Origin of the sequence: Maribacter corallii (assembly GCF_047345415.1) — a bacterium.
Lineage (GTDB): Bacteria > Bacteroidota > Bacteroidia > Flavobacteriales > Flavobacteriaceae > Maribacter_C.
This window is the reverse complement of the sequence record NZ_JBLFEP010000003.1, coordinates 587,679-610,880: the sequence shown is the minus strand read 5'-3', so window position 1 is coordinate 610,880 and position 23,202 is coordinate 587,679. Positions and strand designations below refer to the sequence as shown.

At 44.7% G+C, this 23,202-nt stretch carries 18 protein-coding genes; 5 read left to right on the top strand and 13 right to left on the bottom strand.

All coding sequences use genetic code 11. The features are described 5' to 3' along the window. Window positions 1-5: 5 nt before the first annotated feature. The 9 genes from ACKWCA_RS12595 to ACKWCA_RS12555 form a co-directional block, all read right to left on the bottom strand. Window positions 6-1,883, bottom strand: a complete 1,878-nt coding sequence (locus ACKWCA_RS12595; RefSeq protein WP_413978557.1) for a CocE/NonD family hydrolase — start codon at window positions 1,881-1,883, stop codon at window positions 6-8. A gap of 26 nt (window positions 1,884-1,909) precedes the next feature. Further along, the gene (locus tag ACKWCA_RS12590) at window positions 1,910-4,921 is read right to left on the bottom strand and encodes a WD40/YVTN/BNR-like repeat-containing protein (RefSeq protein WP_413978556.1); all 3,012 of its coding nucleotides are present in this window, start codon (window positions 4,919-4,921) and stop codon (window positions 1,910-1,912) included. Window positions 4,922-5,010: 89 nt separating this feature from the next. Next, window positions 5,011-6,708, bottom strand: coding sequence for a gamma-glutamyltransferase (ggt, locus tag ACKWCA_RS12585; RefSeq protein WP_413978555.1), 1,698 nt, complete (start codon window positions 6,706-6,708; stop codon window positions 5,011-5,013). Window positions 6,709-6,745: 37 nt separating this feature from the next. Further along, complete coding sequence (locus ACKWCA_RS12580; protein WP_413978554.1) at window positions 6,746-9,880, bottom strand: WD40/YVTN/BNR-like repeat-containing protein; 3,135 nt, start codon at window positions 9,878-9,880, stop codon at window positions 6,746-6,748. A 29-nt stretch (window positions 9,881-9,909) separates the two neighbouring features. Beyond that, on the bottom strand, window positions 9,910-12,948 hold the full coding sequence (locus tag ACKWCA_RS12575) for a VPS10 domain-containing protein (RefSeq protein WP_413978553.1): 3,039 nt from the start codon (window positions 12,946-12,948) through the stop codon (window positions 9,910-9,912). A gap of 188 nt (window positions 12,949-13,136) precedes the next feature. Next, window positions 13,137-14,330 (bottom strand): PQQ-dependent sugar dehydrogenase, encoded by a 1,194-nt coding sequence (locus ACKWCA_RS12570; protein WP_413978552.1) that lies wholly within the window; start codon window positions 14,328-14,330, stop codon window positions 13,137-13,139. Window positions 14,331-14,391: 61 nt separating this feature from the next. Beyond that, on the bottom strand, window positions 14,392-15,543 hold the full coding sequence (locus ACKWCA_RS12565; protein ID WP_413978551.1) for an endonuclease/exonuclease/phosphatase family protein: 1,152 nt from the start codon (window positions 15,541-15,543) through the stop codon (window positions 14,392-14,394). 197 nt (window positions 15,544-15,740) lie between these two features. After that, the gene (locus ACKWCA_RS12560; protein ID WP_413978550.1) at window positions 15,741-16,943 is read right to left on the bottom strand and encodes a hypothetical protein; all 1,203 of its coding nucleotides are present in this window, start codon (window positions 16,941-16,943) and stop codon (window positions 15,741-15,743) included. Between the two features lie 5 nt (window positions 16,944-16,948). Further along, window positions 16,949-17,455 (bottom strand): TlpA family protein disulfide reductase, encoded by a 507-nt coding sequence (locus ACKWCA_RS12555; RefSeq protein ID WP_413978549.1) that lies wholly within the window; start codon window positions 17,453-17,455, stop codon window positions 16,949-16,951. Window positions 17,456-17,614: 159 nt separating this feature from the next. Here ACKWCA_RS12555 and ACKWCA_RS12550 point away from each other — a divergent pair, with 159 nt between their 5' ends. Beyond that, window positions 17,615-18,805 (top strand): multidrug effflux MFS transporter, encoded by a 1,191-nt coding sequence (locus ACKWCA_RS12550; protein ID WP_413978548.1) that lies wholly within the window; start codon window positions 17,615-17,617, stop codon window positions 18,803-18,805. 1 nt (window position 18,806) lies between these two features. Here the strand turns inward: ACKWCA_RS12550 and ACKWCA_RS12545 are convergent, their stop codons facing one another. Continuing rightward, window positions 18,807-19,652, bottom strand: a complete 846-nt coding sequence (locus ACKWCA_RS12545; RefSeq protein WP_413978547.1) for a DMT family transporter — start codon at window positions 19,650-19,652, stop codon at window positions 18,807-18,809. Window positions 19,653-19,724: 72 nt separating this feature from the next. Further along, on the bottom strand, window positions 19,725-20,045 hold the full coding sequence (locus tag ACKWCA_RS12540; RefSeq protein WP_413978546.1) for a hypothetical protein: 321 nt from the start codon (window positions 20,043-20,045) through the stop codon (window positions 19,725-19,727). A gap of 193 nt (window positions 20,046-20,238) precedes the next feature. Between ACKWCA_RS12540 and hpf the strand changes: the two genes are divergently transcribed. Further along, on the top strand, window positions 20,239-20,541 hold the full coding sequence (gene hpf, locus ACKWCA_RS12535) for a ribosome hibernation-promoting factor, HPF/YfiA family (protein ID WP_413978545.1): 303 nt from the start codon (window positions 20,239-20,241) through the stop codon (window positions 20,539-20,541). Window positions 20,542-20,547: 6 nt separating this feature from the next. On the opposite strand, the gene ACKWCA_RS12530 is transcribed toward hpf, so the two are convergent. Continuing rightward, window positions 20,548-20,913 carry a hypothetical protein gene (locus ACKWCA_RS12530; protein ID WP_413978544.1) on the bottom strand — a complete coding sequence of 122 codons (366 nt, stop codon included), beginning with the start codon at window positions 20,911-20,913 and terminating at the stop codon, window positions 20,548-20,550. Between the two features lie 30 nt (window positions 20,914-20,943). On the opposite strand from ACKWCA_RS12530, the gene ACKWCA_RS12525 reads away from it, so the two are divergent. The 3 genes from ACKWCA_RS12525 to ACKWCA_RS12515 all read left to right on the top strand — a co-directional run bounded on the left by ACKWCA_RS12525 (window position 20,944) and on the right by ACKWCA_RS12515 (window position 22,768). Then, on the top strand, window positions 20,944-21,195 hold the full coding sequence (locus ACKWCA_RS12525; protein ID WP_413978543.1) for a hypothetical protein: 252 nt from the start codon (window positions 20,944-20,946) through the stop codon (window positions 21,193-21,195). 37 nt (window positions 21,196-21,232) lie between these two features. Beyond that, window positions 21,233-21,745 (top strand): YceI family protein, encoded by a 513-nt coding sequence (locus tag ACKWCA_RS12520; RefSeq protein ID WP_413978542.1) that lies wholly within the window; start codon window positions 21,233-21,235, stop codon window positions 21,743-21,745. 72 nt (window positions 21,746-21,817) lie between these two features. After that, a complete protein-coding gene (locus tag ACKWCA_RS12515; RefSeq protein ID WP_413978541.1) occupies window positions 21,818-22,768 on the top strand; it encodes a TerC family protein in 951 nt (316 codons plus the stop codon). Here ACKWCA_RS12515 and ACKWCA_RS12510 read toward each other — a convergent pair. Next, on the bottom strand, window positions 22,765-23,193 hold the full coding sequence (locus ACKWCA_RS12510) for a hypothetical protein (RefSeq protein WP_413978540.1): 429 nt from the start codon (window positions 23,191-23,193) through the stop codon (window positions 22,765-22,767). The two genes, ACKWCA_RS12515 and ACKWCA_RS12510, sit on opposite strands and share 4 nt — an antisense overlap. Between the last annotated feature and the right edge of the window lie 9 nt (window positions 23,194-23,202).

Below are 23,202 nucleotides of genomic sequence, written 5' to 3'. Positions count from 1 at the left end.
ATTACTTATTTACGAATCGGCAGTTTGATATGTGAAGGATATTCCTTCGAGTGATGGATTGTATTTCGGGCCACGACACTTTCGCTCTCGTCATAATTGTTACCTCCAGTGTTTAGATTTCGGGCAAACCTCGGAAAATTACTACTGGAAACCTCAATCCGTATTTTATGTCCTTTTTTGAAGAAGTTACTGGTTGCCATGGGGGTCAGGTCTACTTTGTACACCTTTCCTTCTTCCATGAACACTTCTTTATCGTAGCCTTCTCGGTACCGTATTCGCTGTATGGTTTCGTCAAGATTATAGGCTTCTCCATTGGGATGCACATCGATAAGCTTTATCGTCAGATCAGTGTCTTTCACATCGGAAGAAAGATACAAGGTCGATTCAATAAAACCGCTTACTTCAACTCCTTCTTCCAAGGCCTCGGTCGTGTAGACTAGTATATCGGTTCTGCCTTCGCGAATGCGTTGGTCAAAAGCACCTCCTTTTACAGCATTACCCGTACAGCACACATTACCACCCAAAGATGATACGGGATTCATCGGGTCATAGGTAAACGTATCAGGCATGTCTTTTGAAGGTCGCTTTCGGGTAAGTTTACCGCTACCCACCAAAGTATTGGCATCCCCATTACTATCAAGGTAAAAGGTTTTCATTTTTGCGTTTTTCGGAGGCCATTGTTCAGAGGACTGCCATTGGTTACTGCCCATGGTATAAAACTGTACACGCGGGGTTTTTTCCTTGAAGTCATTGGATTCCTCTTTTAACCAAAGATCCCACCAAGAATAGATTTGCTCTTGGTAGTTGAGTCGGGCATCCCCAACACTCAATTCCCCAACGATGGTATTCTCCGTGGCACGGGTGTACGCGCAGTGTAAGGTCGGTGCGATCACGAGATACTGGTTATCCCGAATACGAGCATCTTTTGAATTGTTATGCACATGATTGAATAAGGTCAAGTTGGGGGTAATCGAAACATCGTACCAAGAAGCGAACCAAAAACTGGGTATTCCTATTTCCATCGTATCATGATAGAGTCCACCTTCGTACCATTGGGGATCATTCGGCTTTCGTACGACCATCTTGTCAAAAATCTCCTTTTTTCCATGAATATTCTTTAATATATCCTGAATAGGCAAATGACTTAAAGCCTCGGCCATGTCTATAGGAGGGTTTTCAGGTGCTAAATCATAAAATCTAGAAATACGGATTAAATCTTCTTGAGTAGCACCAGCGGGAATGCGAGGTTTGAACTTGTCGTGTTCTACCCCGTACAACCATGAAAAGAAAAGCAATTGTTCTGCTCCTCCTCTATACCAATTGCCTTGCTCAACGATATCCCCAACGCTTCCTACTCCCGCTCCAAAGCCTTGTGGGACCATAGCTGCATGTGCCGGATGATCCAAAGCGGCCACTGCCATTTGCCATTCCGCTGTGGACGAACAACCGTATGTGCCGATTTTTCCGTTCGACCATGACTGCTCTTTCATCCAAGTAAATGCATCATAACCATCGGTCAAGGGTACGCCGAGAATATCCCACTCCCCTTCCGAAAAGTACCGTCCGCGTTCATTTTGAACGACATAGGCATACCCCCGACTTACCGCTTCATATGCCCGTTCCGCAGTTCGGGTGCGTCGCTCACCATCGCCCCACGAGTTAAAATTATAAGGGGTTCTAGAAAAGATGATGGGTACTTTTTCATCGGTTTTCGGGCGATAGATATCCGTAGCCAGACGCACTCCGTCACGCATGGGCATCATCACTTTTTGATCGATAGTCGCAATCGTTTCCAATTTTGACAAAATATCCTCCTCTTGGGATAACCCCGTCTGAAGACCAAGAAGTACGAAAAAAAGGAATATGGATTTTTGTGTGCTCATAAGCTATAGATTTTAGTAGTACCGCCTTATGCTCCTACTTGTTTTTTTAATTCTTCGAATTCCGTGGCCAATTGTTCATAACGCTGGCTGCCATCCGCTCCAATGATCTGGTCTGCTCCGTTAATCATGTAGTATAGATATGCTATTTGGGCTACCAACATTTGTTGAGGATACGCTCCTTTATCGTTCTTTAGTTTTTTTACAGCTGCTTCGATAGTCGCCAATCGGGCTTCTTGACCGCCGTTCCCTTTTAAGGACTTGGCCTCTTTTTCTAGGTCGGCTTGAAGTTTTCTGGCCTGGGAAAGTAAATCGATCACCTGCCGCTGCATATCAAGTTGTCTGGCAATAGCCGCCTCATCCAACCCCTCTTCCTTTACCCTGGGATCGATAAGGATATCGAATTTTTGCATTAACGCTTTACCATTCACCGTCAATTTTGCCGTATAAGTTCCGGGAGGCGCCATAGGCCCGTTCTTAAAACGTTTCTTGGCGTCCTTGTCCCAAGCCCCTTTTTGCTGTAAATCCCAAGCAAAACGATGCATTCCCTTTTGATGCCCTAACTTTTTGTTGACGTAACGGAAGGTGGCGCTTAGGTTCATATCCTCCACTTCGGTTACGGAAGAATTCAATTCGGTACTATCGCTTAGGATGGTCACCAAGGTTTCGTCCTTTGCGCTTAGGATTTCCAATTTCAAAGCATCGACCGATTGTGGGAGATAATAATCGACATATACGCTGGTTCTAGGATACTCGGGAAAAGCATCATCCGACCGTACCTTAGGGTATCGGAATCGAACCGTAGCATCAGGTTTGAATAAATGCGCGGTATCGTCTAGGGCGGTAATCTTCATATCCCGTAAGGCCGTGATATCATCCAAAATCCAGAATCCCCTGCCCATAGTGCTAAGTACGAGATCACCACGGAATATCTTGAGGTCGGTTATCGGTGTCACGGGAAGGTTTTGTTGGAAGCTTTTCCAGGTTTGCCCATCATTGAAGGAAACGAACATGCCGTATTCGGTTCCGGCATACAGCAAGCCTTTACGAACAGGGTCTTCGCGAAGTACACGGGTCGTATGATCTGCTGGAATACCATTGGTCTCGGTACTGATCAATTCCCAGTGGGCACCATAATCATTGGTTTTATATAGATATGGGCGTTCATCTCCTAAAAGATGTCGGTCAACTGCGATATATGCTGTGGCCACATCGTGATTTGAGGGGGCGATGGACTCTACACGCCCTCCTTTGGGCAATTTCTTTGGGGTGACATTCGTCCAGTTTTGACCGCCATCCTTCGTTAGGGAAATCACCCCGTCGTTAGAACCTGTCCAGATCAGGCCCTTCTTGATTGTTGATTCCCGAATGGAATATAGGGTACTGTAGTACTCCTCTCCAGTGATATCACGGGTAATCGGACTTCCGGAAATCACTTGTTTATCGGGTTCGAAAGCCGTAAGGTCCGGAGAAATGGTGTTCCAGATCTGTCCGCCATTTATGGTTTTGTGAAGGTATTGTGAACCATGATATACCGTGTTGGGATCATGTGGGGAAACATGTACTGGAGCCACGCGCTGAAAGCGATATTTCAAGTCTTTAGGATTATGGCCATAGATGTTCGAAGCGCCCACATAATAGCTTTTTTCGACCCCTGTTTGTTTGTTGAAAACACCAAACCTCCCCTTGCAGTTGGCATAGACCGTTGTATGATCTCCGGGTTTTGGTACCGCAGGGCCCGTTTCGCATCCTCCGGCATTAATAATCCAACCTGTTCCTGGATTTTGAATTGCGCTCGGCGGGAAACTTGGAACGGCGATGGTAGAATAATTATCCTGCTGTCCTGCATATAACCAGTACGGATATTGGTCATCTACTTCTACCTGATATAGTTCAGCAGTCGGTTGGTTGAATTGTGTAGACCAGCTTTTTCCACCATTAAAACTGACATTCGCTCCTCCATCGTTCGCCTGAATCAACAGATCCGGGTTATTGGGATTAATCCAAATATCATGGTTATCCCCGTGGGGCACGCTCATACGTTTCCAAGTCTTTCCCCCATCGATGGACTTCAACAAAGGATTCGCGTTGGAATACACAATATCAGGATTGGTAGGGTCGAGCTCAACATTGGTGTAATAGAACGGACGATTGACCAGACCAAGGTTGTCAGAAAGGTGCTCAAAGGATTTGCCTTGATTCATGGATTTGTAAAACCCTCTTTCCTTCTCCGGAGCTTCTATGACGGCACAAATAATACTGGAATTGGTCGGGGACACCGCCAAATCAATTTTACCAATGGTACCTAAAGGAAGTCCTTCTTCCAATTTTATCCAGTCTACCCCTCCATTTACGGATTTGTAAATACCGCCCTCTTCCTTTGATCCTCCTGAGATAATGGTCCATGGTTTTCGTTGTGCTTTCCATGCGGCGGCATAAATGACATTGGGGTTTCCTGGCAATAATTCTAAATCGGAAAAACCGACTTCATCCGAAAGGAACAGCATTTTTTGCCAGTGTTGTCCTCCATCGGTGGTTTTATATATTCCCCGTTCGGCATTCGGCCGAAAGGCATTACCAATAGCCGCTACCCATACAATGTTGCTATTGGTAGGATCGATTTCCACTGCTCCGATTTGGCCTACGTTCTTTAGACCGATATGCTCCCAGGTTTGTCCTCCGTCAATGGATTTATACATACCCTTTCCAGAAATGACATTACTCCGAAGTCCATCCGAACCAGTGCCCACATAGACAATGTTGGGGTCGTTGGCAGCCACTTCTATAGCTCCAATCGAAGGTGTGGAGAAATAGCCGTCCGATACATTGTTCCAAGTGGTGCCATAATCCTCGGATTTCCATACACCCCCGCCTGATGCCCCTAGATAAAAGGTGCCTGGCAGCAAATGGGTTCCGGTGGCCGTAGTGACTCGACCCCCTCTTTCAGGACCAACGGTTCTGTATTGGAAGGCCGAAAAATCTTGCGCGCCCAACCATGGCATACTTATTAAAAAAGATAGACAAAAGAATTTGATGCTCATAAAAAAATCAGTTTATAGTTCACTTGTATTTGTTTGAAAGTCTAGCTTTATAGGTTATTGCAACCATAAAGCTATGAGGCACCATCACCTTAGTACCCTGAGGCCTGTCCGTCTTTCCTCGATTCAGAGGCCCCAGCATATACTTTTTGAGTCCAATCGACCCCAATGGCTTGATACCCTCCATACATACCAACTCCAAAACCGATACGATGACCTTTTTTTCTTAATTCTCTCAAAGTTTCTGGGTGAAAACCAGTCTCGAGATTCAGTGTGCCCCCATTGGTCATTGTTGAACCTGTGGGTTGCGAACTTCCTCGGTGTCGCATCCGCGGGGCATCACCCGCTTCTTGCAGGTTCATACCGAAGTCCACTAAATTCACCACAATCTGTGCATGACCTTGGGGTTGCACCGCACCACCCATGAGTCCGAAGCTCACCCAGGGCATTCCATCTTTGGTAATAAAAGCAGGAATGATGGTATGAAACGGCCGCTTGCCCGGTTCAAGGGCATTGGCATGCGATTTGTCTTGCACATTGAACATTTGCCCCCTATTTTGAAGCACAAAACCTAGGCCATCAGGTACCATGCCGGAAGCAAATTCCGAATAGATACTTTGAATGAGGGAAACCATATTGCCCTCTTTGTCCGCCACGGTCAAATATGTGGTATTCCCTGTTTCTATTTCCATGTCTCCTGCCGGGTAAGTATCCGCAGCCGCGTCCATTTGAATCAACGCTTTCCGTTCCGATGTGTATGCTTCAGAGAGTAAGGCTTCAATAGGGATTGTATTAAACTCAGGGTCGGCATAAAACTTAGCCCGGTCTTCGTAGGCCAATTTTTTGGCTTCCGTGAGTACGTGAAGGTACTCTGGACTACCGAAACCCATGGAAGCGATATCAAACCCCTCCAATAGGTTCAACATTTGCAGGGCCGCCGTTCCTTGACCGTTCGGTGGAAGTTCCCAGACTTCAACCCCTCTATAATTGATCGAAACGGGCTCTACCCAATTCGATTTGTGCTTCGCCAAATCGTCATAAGACAGAAACCCTCCGTGTTTTTTCATGTAGTTGTCTATCGTCTTCGCGATAGCTCCCTTATAAAAGGCGTCACGTCCTTTTTTTGCGATTTTTTCATAGGTCGCGGCCAAATCGGGATTTCGAAAAACCTCCCCTTTTTGGGGTGGTCTTCCTTTGGGCATATAGGTTTCAGCAAAACCAGGTTGATCTTTTAGGTCTTCATAATTGGAGCCCATTTCATAGGCAATGACCTCCGAGACAGGAAATCCTTCCCGGCCGTAATCAATAGCGGGGGCCAGCAAGGTCTCCATGGGTAGTTTGCCAAACTTTTGGTGCAATTGAAACCAGCCATCTACACAACCCGGAACCGAGACGGGTAAGGGACCATAGAACGGAACATAGTTCATCTCCTTCTCGATAAAATAATCAATAGATAAGGACTGAGGAGAACGACCACTACCATTAAATCCGTACAGTTTTTGATCTTCGGCACTCCAGACAATCGCAAAAATATCACCACCAATCCCACAGCTCGCAGGTTCAACAAGTCCGAGCATAGCGTTTGCCGCTATAGCAGCATCCATGGCGCTACCTCCTTTTTTCAAGATGTCCACCGCAATTTGGGTCGCTAAGGGCTGACTCGTAGCGGCCATGCCATTTCTGGCCAGAATTTCAGAGCGTGTAGTGAAGGTCTCCCCGGTCAGGCGATCTTGACCTTGAACTATTGGTAAAACCAACAATAGTAATAGGGTGGCATATAGATGTTTCATAGTGTTTTGTTTCATTTTTTCGGGGTCATATTCTTCATTATTTCGGCCAATACAATCCGGGTAGACCGCCTTCTTCTAACAAAGTATTGTATTGGATGACATCATTGTTTTTAAGGTTCTGTAAACTCGATTTCAAGCCGTCCCATTGCCCAAGATAGTCCTTGGCGACATCGCGAGTACCTTGGGTGACCGGAAGATTTCCTTTTCCGGTGCGGTTTAAGAAATCCTTGAACTTGATCAAAAGACGCGCTTCGAACATATAGTTACTTTGGTAGGTTCGCATTTCTTTCTGTAAAATATTCGCAATCCAATCATCGATTTTTTCATTGAGTGCTGCTCCCTGCTCTTTTAACTTGGCATCATCGGTTTCGCCGAGTACAAAATTCAATTGTTGTTTGATTTTTCGTAAATCCCGGACTCCTTTCGCCATTTCCGTTGCTCCTCCATAGATGGCTTCGGAAATACCATTGCGTTCTATGTAGGCTTCCGCGGCATTGGGAATACTATTTTCGATACGTGGATCGATTTTGATTTCGAAGTCTTGGGTTTGATTGAATTCCCCCACGGTCAATCGTACAGAGTAGTTGCCCGGAGGCGCATTATAGGCTGTCAAATCGCGATTGGTGGTATACAGTTCGGTCAAGCAATCAAAGCGTCCGACTTTCATATTCCAAGAATATCGATGAGCACCTTTCTTTCGCTTCAATTGAGGTTTGACCAACGTATCACATCCTATTCTAGGTTTATCGGAGTATTCGGAATGAACGATGGCCCCTGCACTGTTCCTAATTTCGAGGGACATGGGCACATTCATTGCTACTTCCTTGTTCAGCACATAATGAATTTGCGCCCCGGCTGGGGGATTCTCCCCAAGACCTCCATCAATACTATAGGCCACCGAAAGCTCGGCATTGAAATCGTTGGGTTTATAGAGGTAGTAATCCGACTTGGCCATTTCATCGGAAATCTGATGCAAGGGTGTCAAATCGTCTAAAATCCATAGCGCCCTACCTTGTGTGGCCACCACTAGGTCTTTTCGCTTGACCCGTAAATCGGTAATCGGTACCTCCGGCAAATTATTCTGTAAGGGCAACCACCTCGATCCATCATCAAAGGATACGAAAACACCTGTTTCCGTGCCGGCATACAGCAGTCCTTTACGGTCGGGATCCTCACGAATGCTGCGAGCAAAAGTATCCCCCGGAATACCATTGACGATTTTCGTCCAAGTCGCACCGTAATCATTGGTTTTAAAGATATACGGACTGAAATCGTTCAATTTATAGCCAGTAACGGCAATATAGGCCGTGGCCGGGTCATGGGGAGAAGGTTCGACTACGTTAATGATACTTTCCTTGAGTCCCGCAGGGGTGACGTTAGTCCATGTTTTACCTCCATCTTGAGTTAGGTGGACCAAGCCATCATCAGACCCTACCCAGATAACACCTTCCTTCAATGGTGACTCTTCGATATTGAAAAGGTTGTTGTAACTCTCGGCGGTAATCTGTTCGTTGCTTATCGGTTCGCCCCCTTTGCCCTGATGGGCTTTGTCATTTCTAGTGAGGTCTTCGCTCAACACCTCCCACGTGACCCCTCTGTCAGCCGATTTCATTACATATTGCGAGCCATAATAAATGACATTCGGATTGTGCGGAGAGACGATGACCGGCCCATTCCAATTCGCACGGTACTTCAAGTTTTTAGGCTGTTCGCCCGTCACCCGCGTTGGATAGGGCATCACCATACGGGTATTATCGATGTCACGGTCCCACTCCACAAAATTGCTGGCAAAATAAGTAGAGTACACATATCTAGGATTGTTCGGGTCAACTGCTACGGTTGACGATTCCCCCGCCCGCATGACGTCCCAATGCATTTCACCTATACCATCGTCTACAACACGATTGTCGATTGCAATGGTGCTGTTATCTTGCTGTCCTGAGTAGATGCGATAGGGATACCCGTTATCCGTAAGCAGCCGATAAAATTGCCCTGTAGGCTGATTGTACATAGTCGACCAGGTCTCCCCCCCATTAAAGGTAACCGATCCTCCCCCATCATTGGCATTGACCATGATGTCATTATTATCGGGGTTGATCCATAGATCGTGGTGATCGACATGACTGCCTTTGATGCCCTTAAAAGTCTTACCCCCATCGATCGACTTCATGGCAAAACTGTTCATGACCCATACCTCATCCTCATCAATCGGATCCGCAATAATGTGCATATAGTACCAAGAACGTGCATAAGTGGTCGCATCATTGGTCATTTGCGTAAAGCTTTCACCAGCATCCTCAGAACGATAGACACCTGCTTTATCTCCTAAGGCATCAATAGCGATGTAAACAATATCAGGGTTTGCCGGTGAAATGTCTACACCCATTTTTCCTTTGAGCTCTGGAAGTCCTTTCGTGATTTCCTTCCAATTTTTACCGCCGTCCGTGGTCTTATAAATGCGACTGCCGGGACCCCCGCTATGTACAATCCAGGGTTTTCGCCAAAATTCCCAAGAAGCTACCATCATAAAATCCGGATTATCGGGGTCGACCGTCATATCTACTATGCCGGAATTCTCATCTACATAAAGGATTTTCTCCCAAGTCACCCCTCCGTCTTCAGAAAGGTAGACACCGCGTTCCTCGTTGGGTCCCCAAGGGTTGCCTTGAGCGGCCACATATACCTTATCGGGATTCTCGGGATGCACATACACATCGCTGATATGCCGCGTTTGCTCTAGACCAAGATGCACCCAGGTTTTTCCGGCATCTGTAGACTTGTACAAGCCGTCTCCGTGTGAGGTCTTTACCCCACGCACTGGTGATTCGCCGGTACCCACATAGATAATATTCGGATTGGATGGTGCTGGAGTGATATCGCCGATACCGGTCGTATTGAAATACCCATCGGAAATGTTCTTCCAAGTGTTCCCGCCATCCGTGGTTTTCCAAACACCTCCGCCAGTCGCTCCCATGTAATAGGTGAAAATATCATTTGGGACGCCGGAGACTGTCGTAGAACGTCCTCCTCGAAACGGGCCGATATTGCGATAGGCCATGGATTCATACAACGACTCCGATAGTATTGGAGCCACAGTTTTCTTCTTGCGCTGCGCAAAGAGCCCTGTAGTCAATAGGGCCAGCACAACAACTGCGTAATTTTTGAATTTCATATGTTCTCATTTAGTAGTCTCATGAATCATTAGTTGGAAAGGGTCTTCCAGCGCACCGTCATCTCCGCGGTGCGTTTTTCAAGTTTGGTAACGGCATTTTGGAGAGCTTCGGTTGGTCTAGCGTCGGCATTCTGCAACACCACCAACAAATAGAGCAGCTTTTCCTGAAGTCCAACAACGGTTTCCTTTTCTAGAGGGGACACTCGAATACTTCCGTACAAAGGGTCTCCATTAGTGGGTAGTCCTTCTCCCCTAAACGCCTTTAATGAAGTACTCTTCTTAGGCCTTGTGCGTCCGCTGGCCAATTTCGCGTCGATAGCCTCCCGAATATCATAGAGCTCAATATAGGTATTATAGACCGATAGGGAAAGCGTGGTCTGCATATTCAAATCATCTACTGTAAGCTTGGAACGCGGATCTAAACGTACCCGCATCTTTTGCTCGCTTACCGCTCCATCCACTGTCAACCGAATGGTATAGGTGCCCGGGGCTACAAAAGGGCCGACCGGCCCATCTGGTGTACTATTTTGCACGGCAGCAATGGCATAGCTGCGTTTCGCTCCTGGCGGATCCGCATATCTTAAGTTCCAAATATAACGTTGGTGCCCTTTTTGCGAGGAAGGCTTTACTAAGGGCTTCATCCAGTAGGTCGGGTGCGGTAATTGCGTAGTATCCGGCTGCTTCAAGATGGCATCACTGCGAAAGGTGTTCACCAACTCTTTTTGCGCGTTAAAAACCTCTAGAACTACCTCTTGGGCGTCCTTTGGCAAATAATAATCGATAATCGCCCCGTCGGGGGGATTTTGTCCTGTGGGTTCTTCCGGCGGTAATGGGGTGTCGGCGAACATATTATCACGTACTCGTGTTGCCAAACTGGGCTGAAATAAATAAGGTTTGTCCTCAGAAACCTTTGCAAGTTCACGAAGCGCACTGAAATCATCCAGTATCCAAATGGATCGTCCGTGGGTACCGACTACCAGATCATTGTCGTGAATAACCAAGTCTCGTATCGAAGAAGCGGGCATATTCATTCGCAACGACTGCCAATGGTGACCATCGTCAACAGAAAAATAGACCTCCCGTTCGGTGCCCGCAAACAACAACCCTTTTGCAGAATGATCTTCACGCACTGTATTCACCGGACCCATAGGATTCATACCCTCAGAAATCAGTTTCCAGTTCTCTCCAAAATCGTGGGTGCGGTAGATCAAAGGTCTCATATCATCTTTTCGGATAGCGTTAACCGCGATATAGGCCGTTCCTTCGTCAAAGTGACCGGCATCGATTTGTGAGATTTTGTCCCATGCACCAATGTCCGGAGGAGTAACATCAGTCCAATTTGCCCCCCCGTCACTGGTGAAGTGCACTAAACCGTCATCGGTACCTGCCCAAATAATATGCTTATTCAAAGGGGAAGGTCCTAAGGCATAGACAATGGCCCGTTGAGGCATGTTCTCCATGGCCTTGGTTTTATAATGCCCGACACTCAAGGGCACTTCCGGTTGTTTTCGGGTCAAATCGGGACTGATTTCCTGCCAATGGTTTCCGCCATCCATGGTTTTGAAAACGATATTGGTGCCGAACAGGAGCATTTGATCATCCGCTGGATGGAATAGTAAGGGCATGGTACGTAGAAAACGAACCTTGCCCGAACGCAATACTTCCGGCGCGACTACCTGTGATTGCCCTGTTCTTTTATCATATTTAATGACCCGTCCACCATAAATGATATTGGGATCTTTGGGGTCTGGGGCGACATAGGCATATTCATCGGCTCCGACTCCCATAAATTCCCGAAATGAAATCTGCCCTCCATTGCTCCTACTCGCTACAGCAATAGCGCCACTTTCCTGCTGCCCGCCATAAACCCAATACGGAAACTGGTTGTCGGTACTGACATGGTATAATTGGGCTGTAGGTTGATTGTACCATGAACTCCATGTGTTTCCACTGTTGACCGTTACGACGGCCCCTTGATCGGCAGCGAACAACATAATTTCGGGCTGTAGCGGATTGATCCAAATACGATGGTAATCATCTCCGCCAGGAGCTCCCTTGAGAGAGGTCCAGTTCTTACCGCCATCCATAGACTTATATGAAGCAATATTGCCTACGTACAGCACGTCCTCATTTTTTGGGTGTACTTTGATCTCGGCAAAATCACTACCTCTTCCCCAAAGGCGATAGTCCGCATTGATCAGTGACCATTGTTCACCACCATCTTCACTCTTATAAATACCACCATTTTCTTTGGCGTCAACGGTCGCATATATTTTTTTGGAATTACTGGGAGCAATAGCGACTCCGATTCGACCTAGTCCGTCTTCGGCCGTAGGTAATCCTTGAGTGATTTTCTTCCATGTGCTTCCGCCATCGATAGATTTGTACAAGCCGCTATTTGGTCCGGAAAATTTTGCATTCTCCCAAGGTCCTTCCTGGTGTTCCCATAGATCCGCAAAGAGAATTTGAGGGTCATTGGGGTCGAACTCGACCTGTACTGCACCCGTATTTTGGTTGATATACAGCGTCTTTTCCCAATGAGCCCCCCCATCGGTAGAACGAAAGATGCCACGCATTTCATTAGGACCATACGGATGGCCAAGGCCAGCCACGAACACAGTATTAGGATCGGTAGGATGAACGATTACCCGGCTTACCTGCTGTATATCGTCCAAACCGATATGCTTCCAAGAGGTGCCACCATCCTCCGATTTGAAAAGGCCATCCCCTACAGCAAGATCAGGACGGTGCAAGCCTTCTCCCGTTCCGACATATATGATATCAGGGTGACTTGCCGATACGGCCAAATCACCTACGGAACCTGTTGGGGCGTCGTCGAAAATGGGGTTCCACGTACGCCCATAATCATCCGTTTTCCAAACTCCACCATTGTTATGCCCAAAGAAAAAGACATTCGGTTGCGTGGGTATTCCTATGGCCCCTACTGTACGCCCTCCGCGAAAGGGGCCGATCATACGATATTCTAAACTTTGAAACTGGAATTCTTCAACTTGTGCCCAAAGACTGCACGATAGCATCATGCATAAGACAATTGTAGCGGTTCTCATCTTGGGTTGGTTTTCTGTTCTTGAGACGAATCCCTCTAAAGTAGTGTTTTTATCGATTTTTTTTATCAATTCCTTCCTTCCATTTTTCACAAAAAAGAGGACTTCTTTTTGTGAATATCGACTTGAACCGTTCCTGGAGAAGAAGTATCGGTAATCTAAATTTTCTCTAAAATACCACGGGTGGCGTGCTACGAATTTTCCGCGGTATAGGTAACACGGTAAATGGCGTCTCCAAAATCGTCAGAAATCAACATTGATCCGTCATCCAAAAACAACAAATCTACCGGACGACCAAAGCGTTCTTGTTCCGCCTCATCAAGCCAGCCTTCCAAAAAAGTTTCATAGCCGACCGCCTTATTATCGGCTAACTGTACCAAAGTGATTTTATAACCCACTTTTTTAGAACGGTTCCATGATCCGTGTTCCGCAATAAAGGCGTATTGTCTGTACTTTTCGGGAAACATATCCCCCGTATAGAATTTAACGCCCAAAGGCGCTACATGAGCTCCCAATGCTTGAACCGGAGGAACAAAATCGGAACATGGTCGTTGATCACCGAATTCCGGATCCTTAACCGTACCACCATGACAAAACGGGTAACCGAAGTGTTGTCCCGCCTCGGTCACGCGATTTAACTCACAGGGAGGAATGTCGTCTCCTAACATATCACGCCCATTGTCAGTAAAGTACATTTCCTTAGTTTCGGGATGCCATGTGAAACCAACTGAATTACGCACCCCATGGGCGTAGATTTCACGGTTTCCACCATCAGCATCCATGCGGGTGATTGTGGCAAATCGTTTATCGCTCACTGTAGAATCACAAATATTACAAGGGGCTCCCACCGGAACATATAATTTATCATCCGGGCCAAAGGCAATATACTTCCAGCCGTGATGGAATTCCGTTGGGTAATCATCATACACGACTTTTGGCTTCGGAGGATTTTCGAGCCGGGTCTCAATACTATCATAACGTACCAAACGACCGACCTCGGCTACATATAACGATCCGTCTTTAAACGCAATTCCGTTGGGAACTTCCAGCGTAGTGTCGAGAACCATGACCTTGTCGGCCCTAAAATCCTTATCACGGTCTTGAATAGCATAGACTTTATTCTCGTTGCGTGTACCGACAAAAAGGGTACCATCATCGCCCATAGCCATGGAACGTGCACCGTCAATACTATCGGCATAAACTTCTATCGAAAAGCCCTTAGGAAGTTTTAGTCTGTCAATGGGAAGAGCGGATGCCGGTTCATCATATTGCACCAGCGGTTCTTCTTCCGTAATTTCGTCTTGCTTTTCTTGTTTACAGGCCTGTACTACCAGCAGTACGGCAATCAAAAAAGTCAATTTAGGGACGATGGATATCATTTTCATAATTCGTATTTTTAATCTAAGTGGCCTAAAAATACGACCTAAAAATGGTATCCCCTAATTCTTAGAAGTCATCCAATTTATTTCGGAGAAACTCTTCACTACTGTCGGACTTTATCTCTACCCAAACCGGAAGGTGGTCGCTCATTTGGTCGCGTTTCCAATAACGATTGAAATAATAACTAAAGGCATCATCGTTGATAAGGTTACTGGGGTCGTCTTTATGGGCCAACATCAATTGATGGTATTTTTGGATCTCAGCAGGATCGTTACGGTATACATAGTCGAAAAGATTGAAAACGCCACCGCTTTGCATACCATTGGCATCTTGAACCAATTTAAAATAGTCATCGACATTAAAGAATATCCGATCATAGATTTGACTTAGACTGGTGTTCGTGAACTTTCCCTTAAGCCCATCGCTTTCAACAAAACCTTCATCGGTAATTAATTTTACGATATCCTCATCTTCTTTATGAAGATTGGTATCCCCTAATATGATCATGTTTCGGTCTTCATAGGCCGAGGTTTCCATTTTTTCCTTGAGTACCTCTATAAGGAGTCGAACTTCCTCTTTTCGGATTTCCTGGTCGGTAGGACCGCTATCATTTGCATCATTTCCGGGATGTAGATGTACACTTACAATCGAAAACTTCTTCCACTCACTCTCAAAACCAGTGAAAGTCGGCGTACGTTTCAATTGACTTATAATCGGATTGTCGTCGATAAGATCTGGGGGTATCACCAATTCTCCCGATAGTCCGGAGTGGGTCACACGATCGGAATTATACATAAACCCAAAACGCTCGTCATTGCCCCATGTTCCTTCGGTCACATCACTCAAGGTATGTTTCCAGTTACTGCCCAAGAGCCGAAGTACTTTTTTAAATTGGGTAATATTACTATTGACTTCTTGAACGGAAACAATATCAAAGGCATTGATAATCTCTGCAATATAATACAACGATTCCGCCGTTCTATCCTTGATCGTTCCAAAATTTTTGATGTTCCAAGACGCCAATAACAAGTTGGCACCAACCCTTTTATGGGGTACATGTTCCGCCAACCCTTCCTTTAAACGCAGGAGGTTCTCAATGGTCCGTTTTTTATCGGTGTCGGAAAGTAATCGTTTGTAATTGTCTTCTGGGTCGAGCATTGCCAATGCATACCTGTCATTGCTCAATTCACTATCAGGCCTTAGGTCATTGTACCACATAATTTTGTTTTTATTAGTTAACTAAAAAAGAATTATGGGGGAAGAATGCACCCTAGTCGAGAACACTGAATGATTAAATATACTACATAAACACAAGAAACCATGTACGATGTATTCAAATCGATTCTTTGAGCTGGGATTTAATGAAGAGGAGGCCCCGGCGCCGGCGGAACTTATATCCTACTATTTCCTGTTAATTACAAACTTTTCGTCAAAACGGAAACTGTTTTTACCTGGGTCATTGTTTCGGATACCTCGGTCCATGCAAAGAGTACGGATTTGCCGGAGTGCTCCATTTGAGGAAATCCGGATTGACGAGATGAATTTATTTCCGTAATTGTTTCAGGAGGCGATAGTCTTCCTTCGGCAGTTGCCTTGACGACCTTGAGATACGCTTTTTCCCCTTCTCGCTCTACATAGCTCACCAGAACGGTTTGTGCATCCAACAAAACGGCATCCACGCGACCGATAACACTAGAAGTACCCATTGAAATCGGTTCTTGAAACGTGTTTCCGCCGTTATCGGAAAAGGCCAGTTTTACTGTTGGCCGTTTGCCAGCCTCGGTAAACCAAGCTACGGCCAAGGTATTTCCTAATGCAACCGCCTTTGGGCCGTTTACGGGGCAGCCATTTATTTTCCAGTTATCATGGTAAACGGACTTGGGCGCTGTCCACTTTCCATTCAGCTTGCGAACGATACTGATATCCCTGACTTCATCCTCAGATCGATCGCGGTAAACAACTATCGGTCCATTGGCCGTAATGGCGGCCCCGGTTTGACAACAGTCACATGTTCGTGGATCTAGAAGGTTCTCATTGGTTATAGTCCCATCTGAAGCTACGACGGCTGCTCGAATGGACATTGGTCCGCGCTGCCCCTCCTTTTCGACAGTATTTCTGCCATCTAGCCATGTGACGAAAAACGAGGCATTATGATACGGCAAGGCAGTCACAAAGCCGTGTTCCGTAGGCGTCCCATCGTCATGTAGTGGAAGTCCGATTTGCCAATCCATCCCCTTTGGTTTCAAATTCATTTTGATATCATAGGAATAGGTGTCTTCGGCCGATTTCTTTAAAATATGGGAAAAGAAATTACCTTCATTCTCAACAAAAGCGGGAAAATCGGCCCAATTCACGAACCAATCCGTTCCGTTTGCGATGTCATATGGTTTTTGCCAGGTACCGTCTTGAAATTCGGCATAGCGAAAAAATGTCCGTCCATCTTTCTGTTCTTCTACCCATGACAAGGAGGTTTTTCCTGAATTGGAAAACAAATAAGGTAAAGAGCTATGTTCTCCACAGGGGGATTCAATAGGTGTTACTTCCAGTTTTTTTTCATGGATTTCTTCCGCACATGACAGATTCAAAACCATAACCATTACCGAACACCAACCTTTCAATCCCACTATTTTATGGCCTTTAAGTGATCTAACACCTCTGGAGAATCCCATTCCGTAGCGCCATCGATACGATCACTGATCGTGCCCGATTCGTTATATATGAATGTGGCAGGCAATGCATTTACCTTCATCTCTGCCAAAGAACCGTTGAATTTCAGAAACCTAAAATCGAACTTCTTTTTTTCCTTGAATGCTTTGATCTTTTCCATAGATTGATCGGAGGCCAACAGGAATACATAATTCTCGGCAGCTAATTTCTCTTGGGCACGCAATAGCGCAGGCATTTCTTCGATACAGGGTCTACACCAGGTCGCCCAAAAGTTCAGAAGTACTTTTTTTCCTTTAAAATCTTCTAGCTCAACGGCATTACCGTTGATGTCCTCAAACGTACTGCTCACTTTAATCGAGGTCGTTTTCTTTTCCTTCACCTCCACAACATTCTTCTCCGGTTTTTCCTTGCAACCCAAAAACAACACCATGAAAACGGCCAAAAACGCGCGCATTTTTTTCATATGATAGCAATCATGAAATGGTTTGAACTTGAAAATTACTCCCTTTGGATCAATTAATCAAATAATAAAAAATACTTTACCAAATCATTACTTGTGCCGGCCGATTTAGACCATTAAAAGCGTTATTTTTGCGGGATGCTAAAAAGGAGACTTCCCCAGATGGAATTCGTTTTATTGATGGCATCATTGATGTCGGTGGTGGCATTGGCCATAGATGCGCTTTTGCCTGCCATGGATATCATTGGATTATCGCTAGGAGTTACCGACCCCGTGGAAAATCAATCGCTCATCATCATGATTTTCTTGGGCTTGGGAGCGGGTCCGCTTCTTTTTGGTCCCATTTCGGATAGTTGGGGTCGGAAACCGGTCGTTTACATCGGTTTTGCCCTTTTCATTATAGCGAGTTTCATTTGCATCTATGCCCAGACTATGGAAGTTATGATAGCCGGTCGCATCTTACAAGGCGTCGCGCTATCGGCACCAAGAACGATAAGTATCGCTATGGTGCGTGACATCTACAGTGGTGATTTCATGGCCCGGATCATGTCTTTCATTACGGTGGTATTCTTATTGATTCCGACCATTGCGCCTGCCATGGGCAAATGGATATTAGACAGCTACAATTGGCAAGCCATTTTCTATGTGCAGTTGGTTTTCGCCGTACTCATTTCGTTGTGGTTCTGGCGTCGGCAGCCGGAAACCCTGGCAGTCGCCCAGCGCATTCCTTTTACAAAGACGATTTTTTACGACGGACTGAAAGAACTCCTGAAATATCAAAGAACGATGGGTTTTACTTTGATTTCAGGCTTTATCGTAGGATCGTTTTTGGTGTATCTGAGTACGGCGCAACAGATATTTCAAGAACAATATGACTTGAAGGAAGAGTTTCCCTTTATTTTTGCCGGCTTGGCTATCGCTATCGGTACATCTACTTTTTTGAACGGAACCTTGGTTTTGCGATTTGGAATGGAAAAAATGGTTACGACCTTTTTGCTTGGCTATTTCGTGATTTCGGTCTTGTATGTACTACTCTATTTTAAGGGGGGAAATCCTTCGGTTGAAGTGTTACTCTTGTTTTTCGGACTTCAATTCTTTGCGATCGGCTTCCTTTTTGGAAACCTTAGGGCGTTGGCGATGGAACCCATAGGACATATTGCGGGAATCGGTGCGGCAATCACTGGTTTTATTTCCACACTGATGTCCGTTCCCATAAGCACATTTATCGGTAGGTTTGTGACCACCACGGCCCTGCCCTTGTTTATCGGATTCTCTATTTGTTCACTACTTTCAATTGGTATTCTATATTACTTAAAGCTAAAAGCGAACAGTGAGGTGGTACAGCATACCTAGTTCAACTAGCGTACTTGCCTTTGTACCATAGATTCAGTAACAGACCTGATATGATCAGCGCAATTCCAACAAAGCTCCAAACGGAATAGGTCTCTCCCAAAAAACCAACCCCTACGATGATAGCGAAGACAACTTCTACATACTTAATAGGCGCAATTACGTTGGTCTCCCCCATTTGAAAGGCCTTGGTCATGAAAATTTGTCCGTAATAACCAAAGATACCGAGGCTAAAGAGCAGGACGAAATCGGTCGCTTTGGGCGTGACCCAAGTGAAAATGGCTCCTATACCACCAACAATGGTCGCGATACACATGAAATAATTGACAATGACGACCGGATGTTCGCTCAATCCTATTTTTCGGATGACGATGTAGACCAGACCACTAAGAACCGAGGCTGACAATACTAAAATCAATCCAATAGGGGAAATGGCATCATCGAAACCCTTAAGGACCAAAACGCCCACAAAGGCGACTACGAAAAAGATCCATTGAATGGGCCTTACTTTTTCCCTTAAGAACAAAATAGCAAAAACGGCAGCGAAAATTGGGGCAATATAGCGCAGGGCCACGGCAGAACCAATGGGCATATAGTGAACGGCAATAAAAAATAGAAGCATTGAAGTAGAACCAAGTACACCTCTGAGTAGCAGTAATTTTCGATTTGTACCTAAAATGGGAATCCCCTTGGAAATCAAGAAACCGAAAGTAAAAAAAAGAGAGCCGAGCGAACGGAAGAAAACAAGTTGGTAGCCACTATACTGTGTGAGGTACTTCAATAGCCCATTCATACCGGTAAAGGCTATAGTACTAAGAACCATAAACAGTATGGCCCTTTTCAAGTGCATGCCCGGAAACAGTTTAACATCGGGCAAATATACGGAAGGATTATACTACTCCAGGTAGATTTATATTCAGTCTTAGTGGTTTCTTGCCCCTACGATGTACTCTTCGACTCCCTTTTGAATCAAACTGAACTCTTGAAACTGTTGTTTGGCCCGATCCATATAATTGCTAAGACTGATTTTATGCCCCTTAAGCGATTGTAGAATCTCTTCGTGGGCATTGCTCAATCTTTCAAGTTTATATTTCAGCGTCTCGCAGCGTTCGAAAAGACTTGGAGTACGTGGCTCGCATGTGTAGGAGCTTAATGCTGATTTCATTTTGAGAAGGTCCGTTTGGTTGCGCTCTAAACGCATCACCAAAGAGCTTTGATTAAGTTCTTTTAAATCTGATTTCATGGAATTGGGCTTTTAGGTTGTACATTTCGCGACAAATAGGTACCTTAAGTTACGAAAAAAAAGAACATCAAGATTATTGTAATACTCAGAAAATCAGACTTTAACAATATATTATTTATTTTTTAACCATTTAGATACTCCGATTTGCGTTTGAGTAATATGCTCCTTAACTTAAAATCTAACATACCCCTGTATGAATATCAACTTTGAATATCACGGTGTAAAAGCCAGTAATCGTCTTGAAATTTTGGCTGCTGAGAAGCTGGACAAGCTATTGAATAAATACCATTTTGTCATTCGTGCGGATGTCTTCTTCAAAAAAGAAAACACTAGCGAACCGGACACTGGAATGATTTGTAATATGCGATTAAGTACGCCGGGGCCTCGACTTTTTGCAGAAGCAAGTAATGCCTCATTCGAAGCGTCTATTGCTGAGGCCGTATCTGACCTTGAACGTCAACTGGTTAAAAGAAAGGCCAAAATGAAAGCCTATTGAGGTGAATTAATTTTCTTCTTGATCGGCCATATCAGAATCCTCGAATTTGGTATCGACGATGAATTTGTTCAAACGAACGGAAAGGGGATTGTATTTCAAATCGTGAAGTAATTGTTTCCTTTTTCTATTCGAAATCTCAATGGTATCTAGTACGCCTAACGTGTACTCCGCATTCTTGATGCGTTTGTTTTTCATTTCGGCCCGTTCGGTTGCAGAAACTACATACCCGGGTTCAAAACGTTCCATTATTGTATGCTTCTGAATTTCGAAGTCTTTTTTCAACACGATCGACTTGGTTTTTTCTTGGGCCGAAAGCTGGGTCAATGCGAAAAATACAATGCAAAAACCAACCCTGTTTTTGAGTGTTTTCATGATTTTCATCTATTGTTCTCCTAACAAGGTATGAAAAAAAAACGCGTTAAGGTATTTTCAATGAATTCAAGGCATTTCGTCAATATTTACGATACTTTTATCGGCAAAAGGATAACGATCTCCTTGTTGTATAGGTCCATCTTAAGAGGTACTGCGGTTTTAATGATCGATTATATCCGTATTATTTTTGGCATTCATTTTGAAGCCTATCTAGTACTCAAGGTAGTTTCTTGGGTCAAAAGGATAAAGGAAAGGCCTCAGTTGATACATTTCCTTCTTTAAAATTATAAATTGCGACTTTATTTTGAAAATCACTGTTATGAAAAAATTGATACTCATTCTATTCCTATGCTACTCTTGGTCCGTTGCATTCGGACAGAACCAAGGCGTCTTAACCGGTGCGAAAATTTCTTTTACGTTTGTTTCGAAAAAAGTCGACGGAAGTTTGGATGGGTTCAACTCCACTTCTCGAATAGACACGAGTGACATTACGAATTCGAAGTTCGAGGGCTCCGTAAAAACCGAAACCTTGGATTCAGGAAATTTTCTTCGGAATTGGTCGCTCAAAGGTGGAAAATATTTTGATGTCGACACCTACCCTACTATGAGGTTTAAAAGTAGCTCCGTAACTGGAACCCTTGATAAATTTCAGGTTGAGGGACAATTGACCATTAAGGAAATCGAAAAAACCATTACTATTCTTTTTACTAAGGAGGGGGATCGAATTATTGGAACCACAACTATTTTTTCTTCAGATTTTGGTATCACTGTGATCAAGAAAGGTCGTGAAGCCAATAAGGTCGTCATAAAAATGTCTTTCCAACTCAAATAGGCCCCAAAAAAGCCAGTTGTGAAGATTTCTTTAGGGAAATGATACGTAACTTCGCGCCAAATTTTTTGCGATATGTGGGTTTGGATTATTTTCATCGCTTTCATTTTGGTGTTCTTGGCATTAGACCTTGGTGTTTTCAACAAGGAGAATCATGTGATCAAAACAAAGGAGGCGAGCATCTGGACCGCTATTTGGGTGACGGTGGCCTTAAGCTTTAGCGGGGTCATTTATTGGCTCTTTTCTTCTGGACTAGTCGATAATCCCACTGGCCTTAGTCCTAGTAATGCAGTTCTAAAATATGTCACCGGATATTTAATCGAGCTTTCGCTTAGCGTAGATAACATTTTTGTGATCGCTGTTATCTTTTCCTCCTTTAAAATTCCTCCAATCTATCAACATCGTGTGTTGTTCTGGGGTATCTTGGGTGCTATTGTCTTTAGGGCTTTGATGATTCTATTCGGAGTGGCCTTGATTACCCGATTCGAATGGATCATCTATGTCTTTGGAGTGTTCCTCCTGTACACTGCTTTCAAAATGTTAAAAGGTGAAGATGAGGAATTTGACCCTAAAAAATCGTTTGTTTTCAGACAACTAAAGAAAATCTATCCGATTACAGGAACCATTCAAGGCGATGAATTTTTCGTGAAACGCATGGGAATTAAGGCGGCAACACCCCTATTCGTTGCGCTTATTGTAATTGAGCTTACCGATATTCTCTTTGCCTTAGATAGTATTCCCGCTATCTTGGCCATTACAGCCGACCCATTTTTGGTGTTCAGTTCAAATATTCTGGCGATTATGGGACTCCGGTCCATGTACTTCCTGATTTCAAGAATGTTGGAGAAGTTTCGTTTTATCAACTATAGCCTTGTGGTCATTTTGGCGTTCGTGGGTTTGAAAATGTTGCTTTCCCATCAACTACATCTGCCTGAATGGGTATCATTGACGGTCATAACCGTAGCACTTGTCGGTGGTATCATTGCTTCTCTGGCGATTCCGGAGACCTCAAAAACGGATGCCTAGTTTTTTGAAAAAACCGCGCTGTAAATTTTTTGGACACCCCAGTTGCCCAATGGAAAATAAAGTGCAAAGAATAGCGCCATAGACAGCGCGAAGTTACGTTCACCGAACAACCGATCCAACAAATTATCGGGATAGGCATACGATGTTTGCAGTGCATATCCACCAAATTCCAATAGGCACATTGCGATAAGTCCGTATGCATATTGCACATGAAAAGGTAGGTTACGCAACAGGAGTGATATAGGTACCATATACAAGATATAACAGGTAATCACTTGCCACCAATAGGTGAAACGGGCGATTTCAAACTCGGCTCCTATCCAGTTCATGGTTAATCCCCATGAAAAATACACCAGACAATACGTTAAAAGCAGCTTTTGGTCAATTTTCAGTTTTACTTTAGCCCACTGGAAGAATTCAGACATGATTCTTTT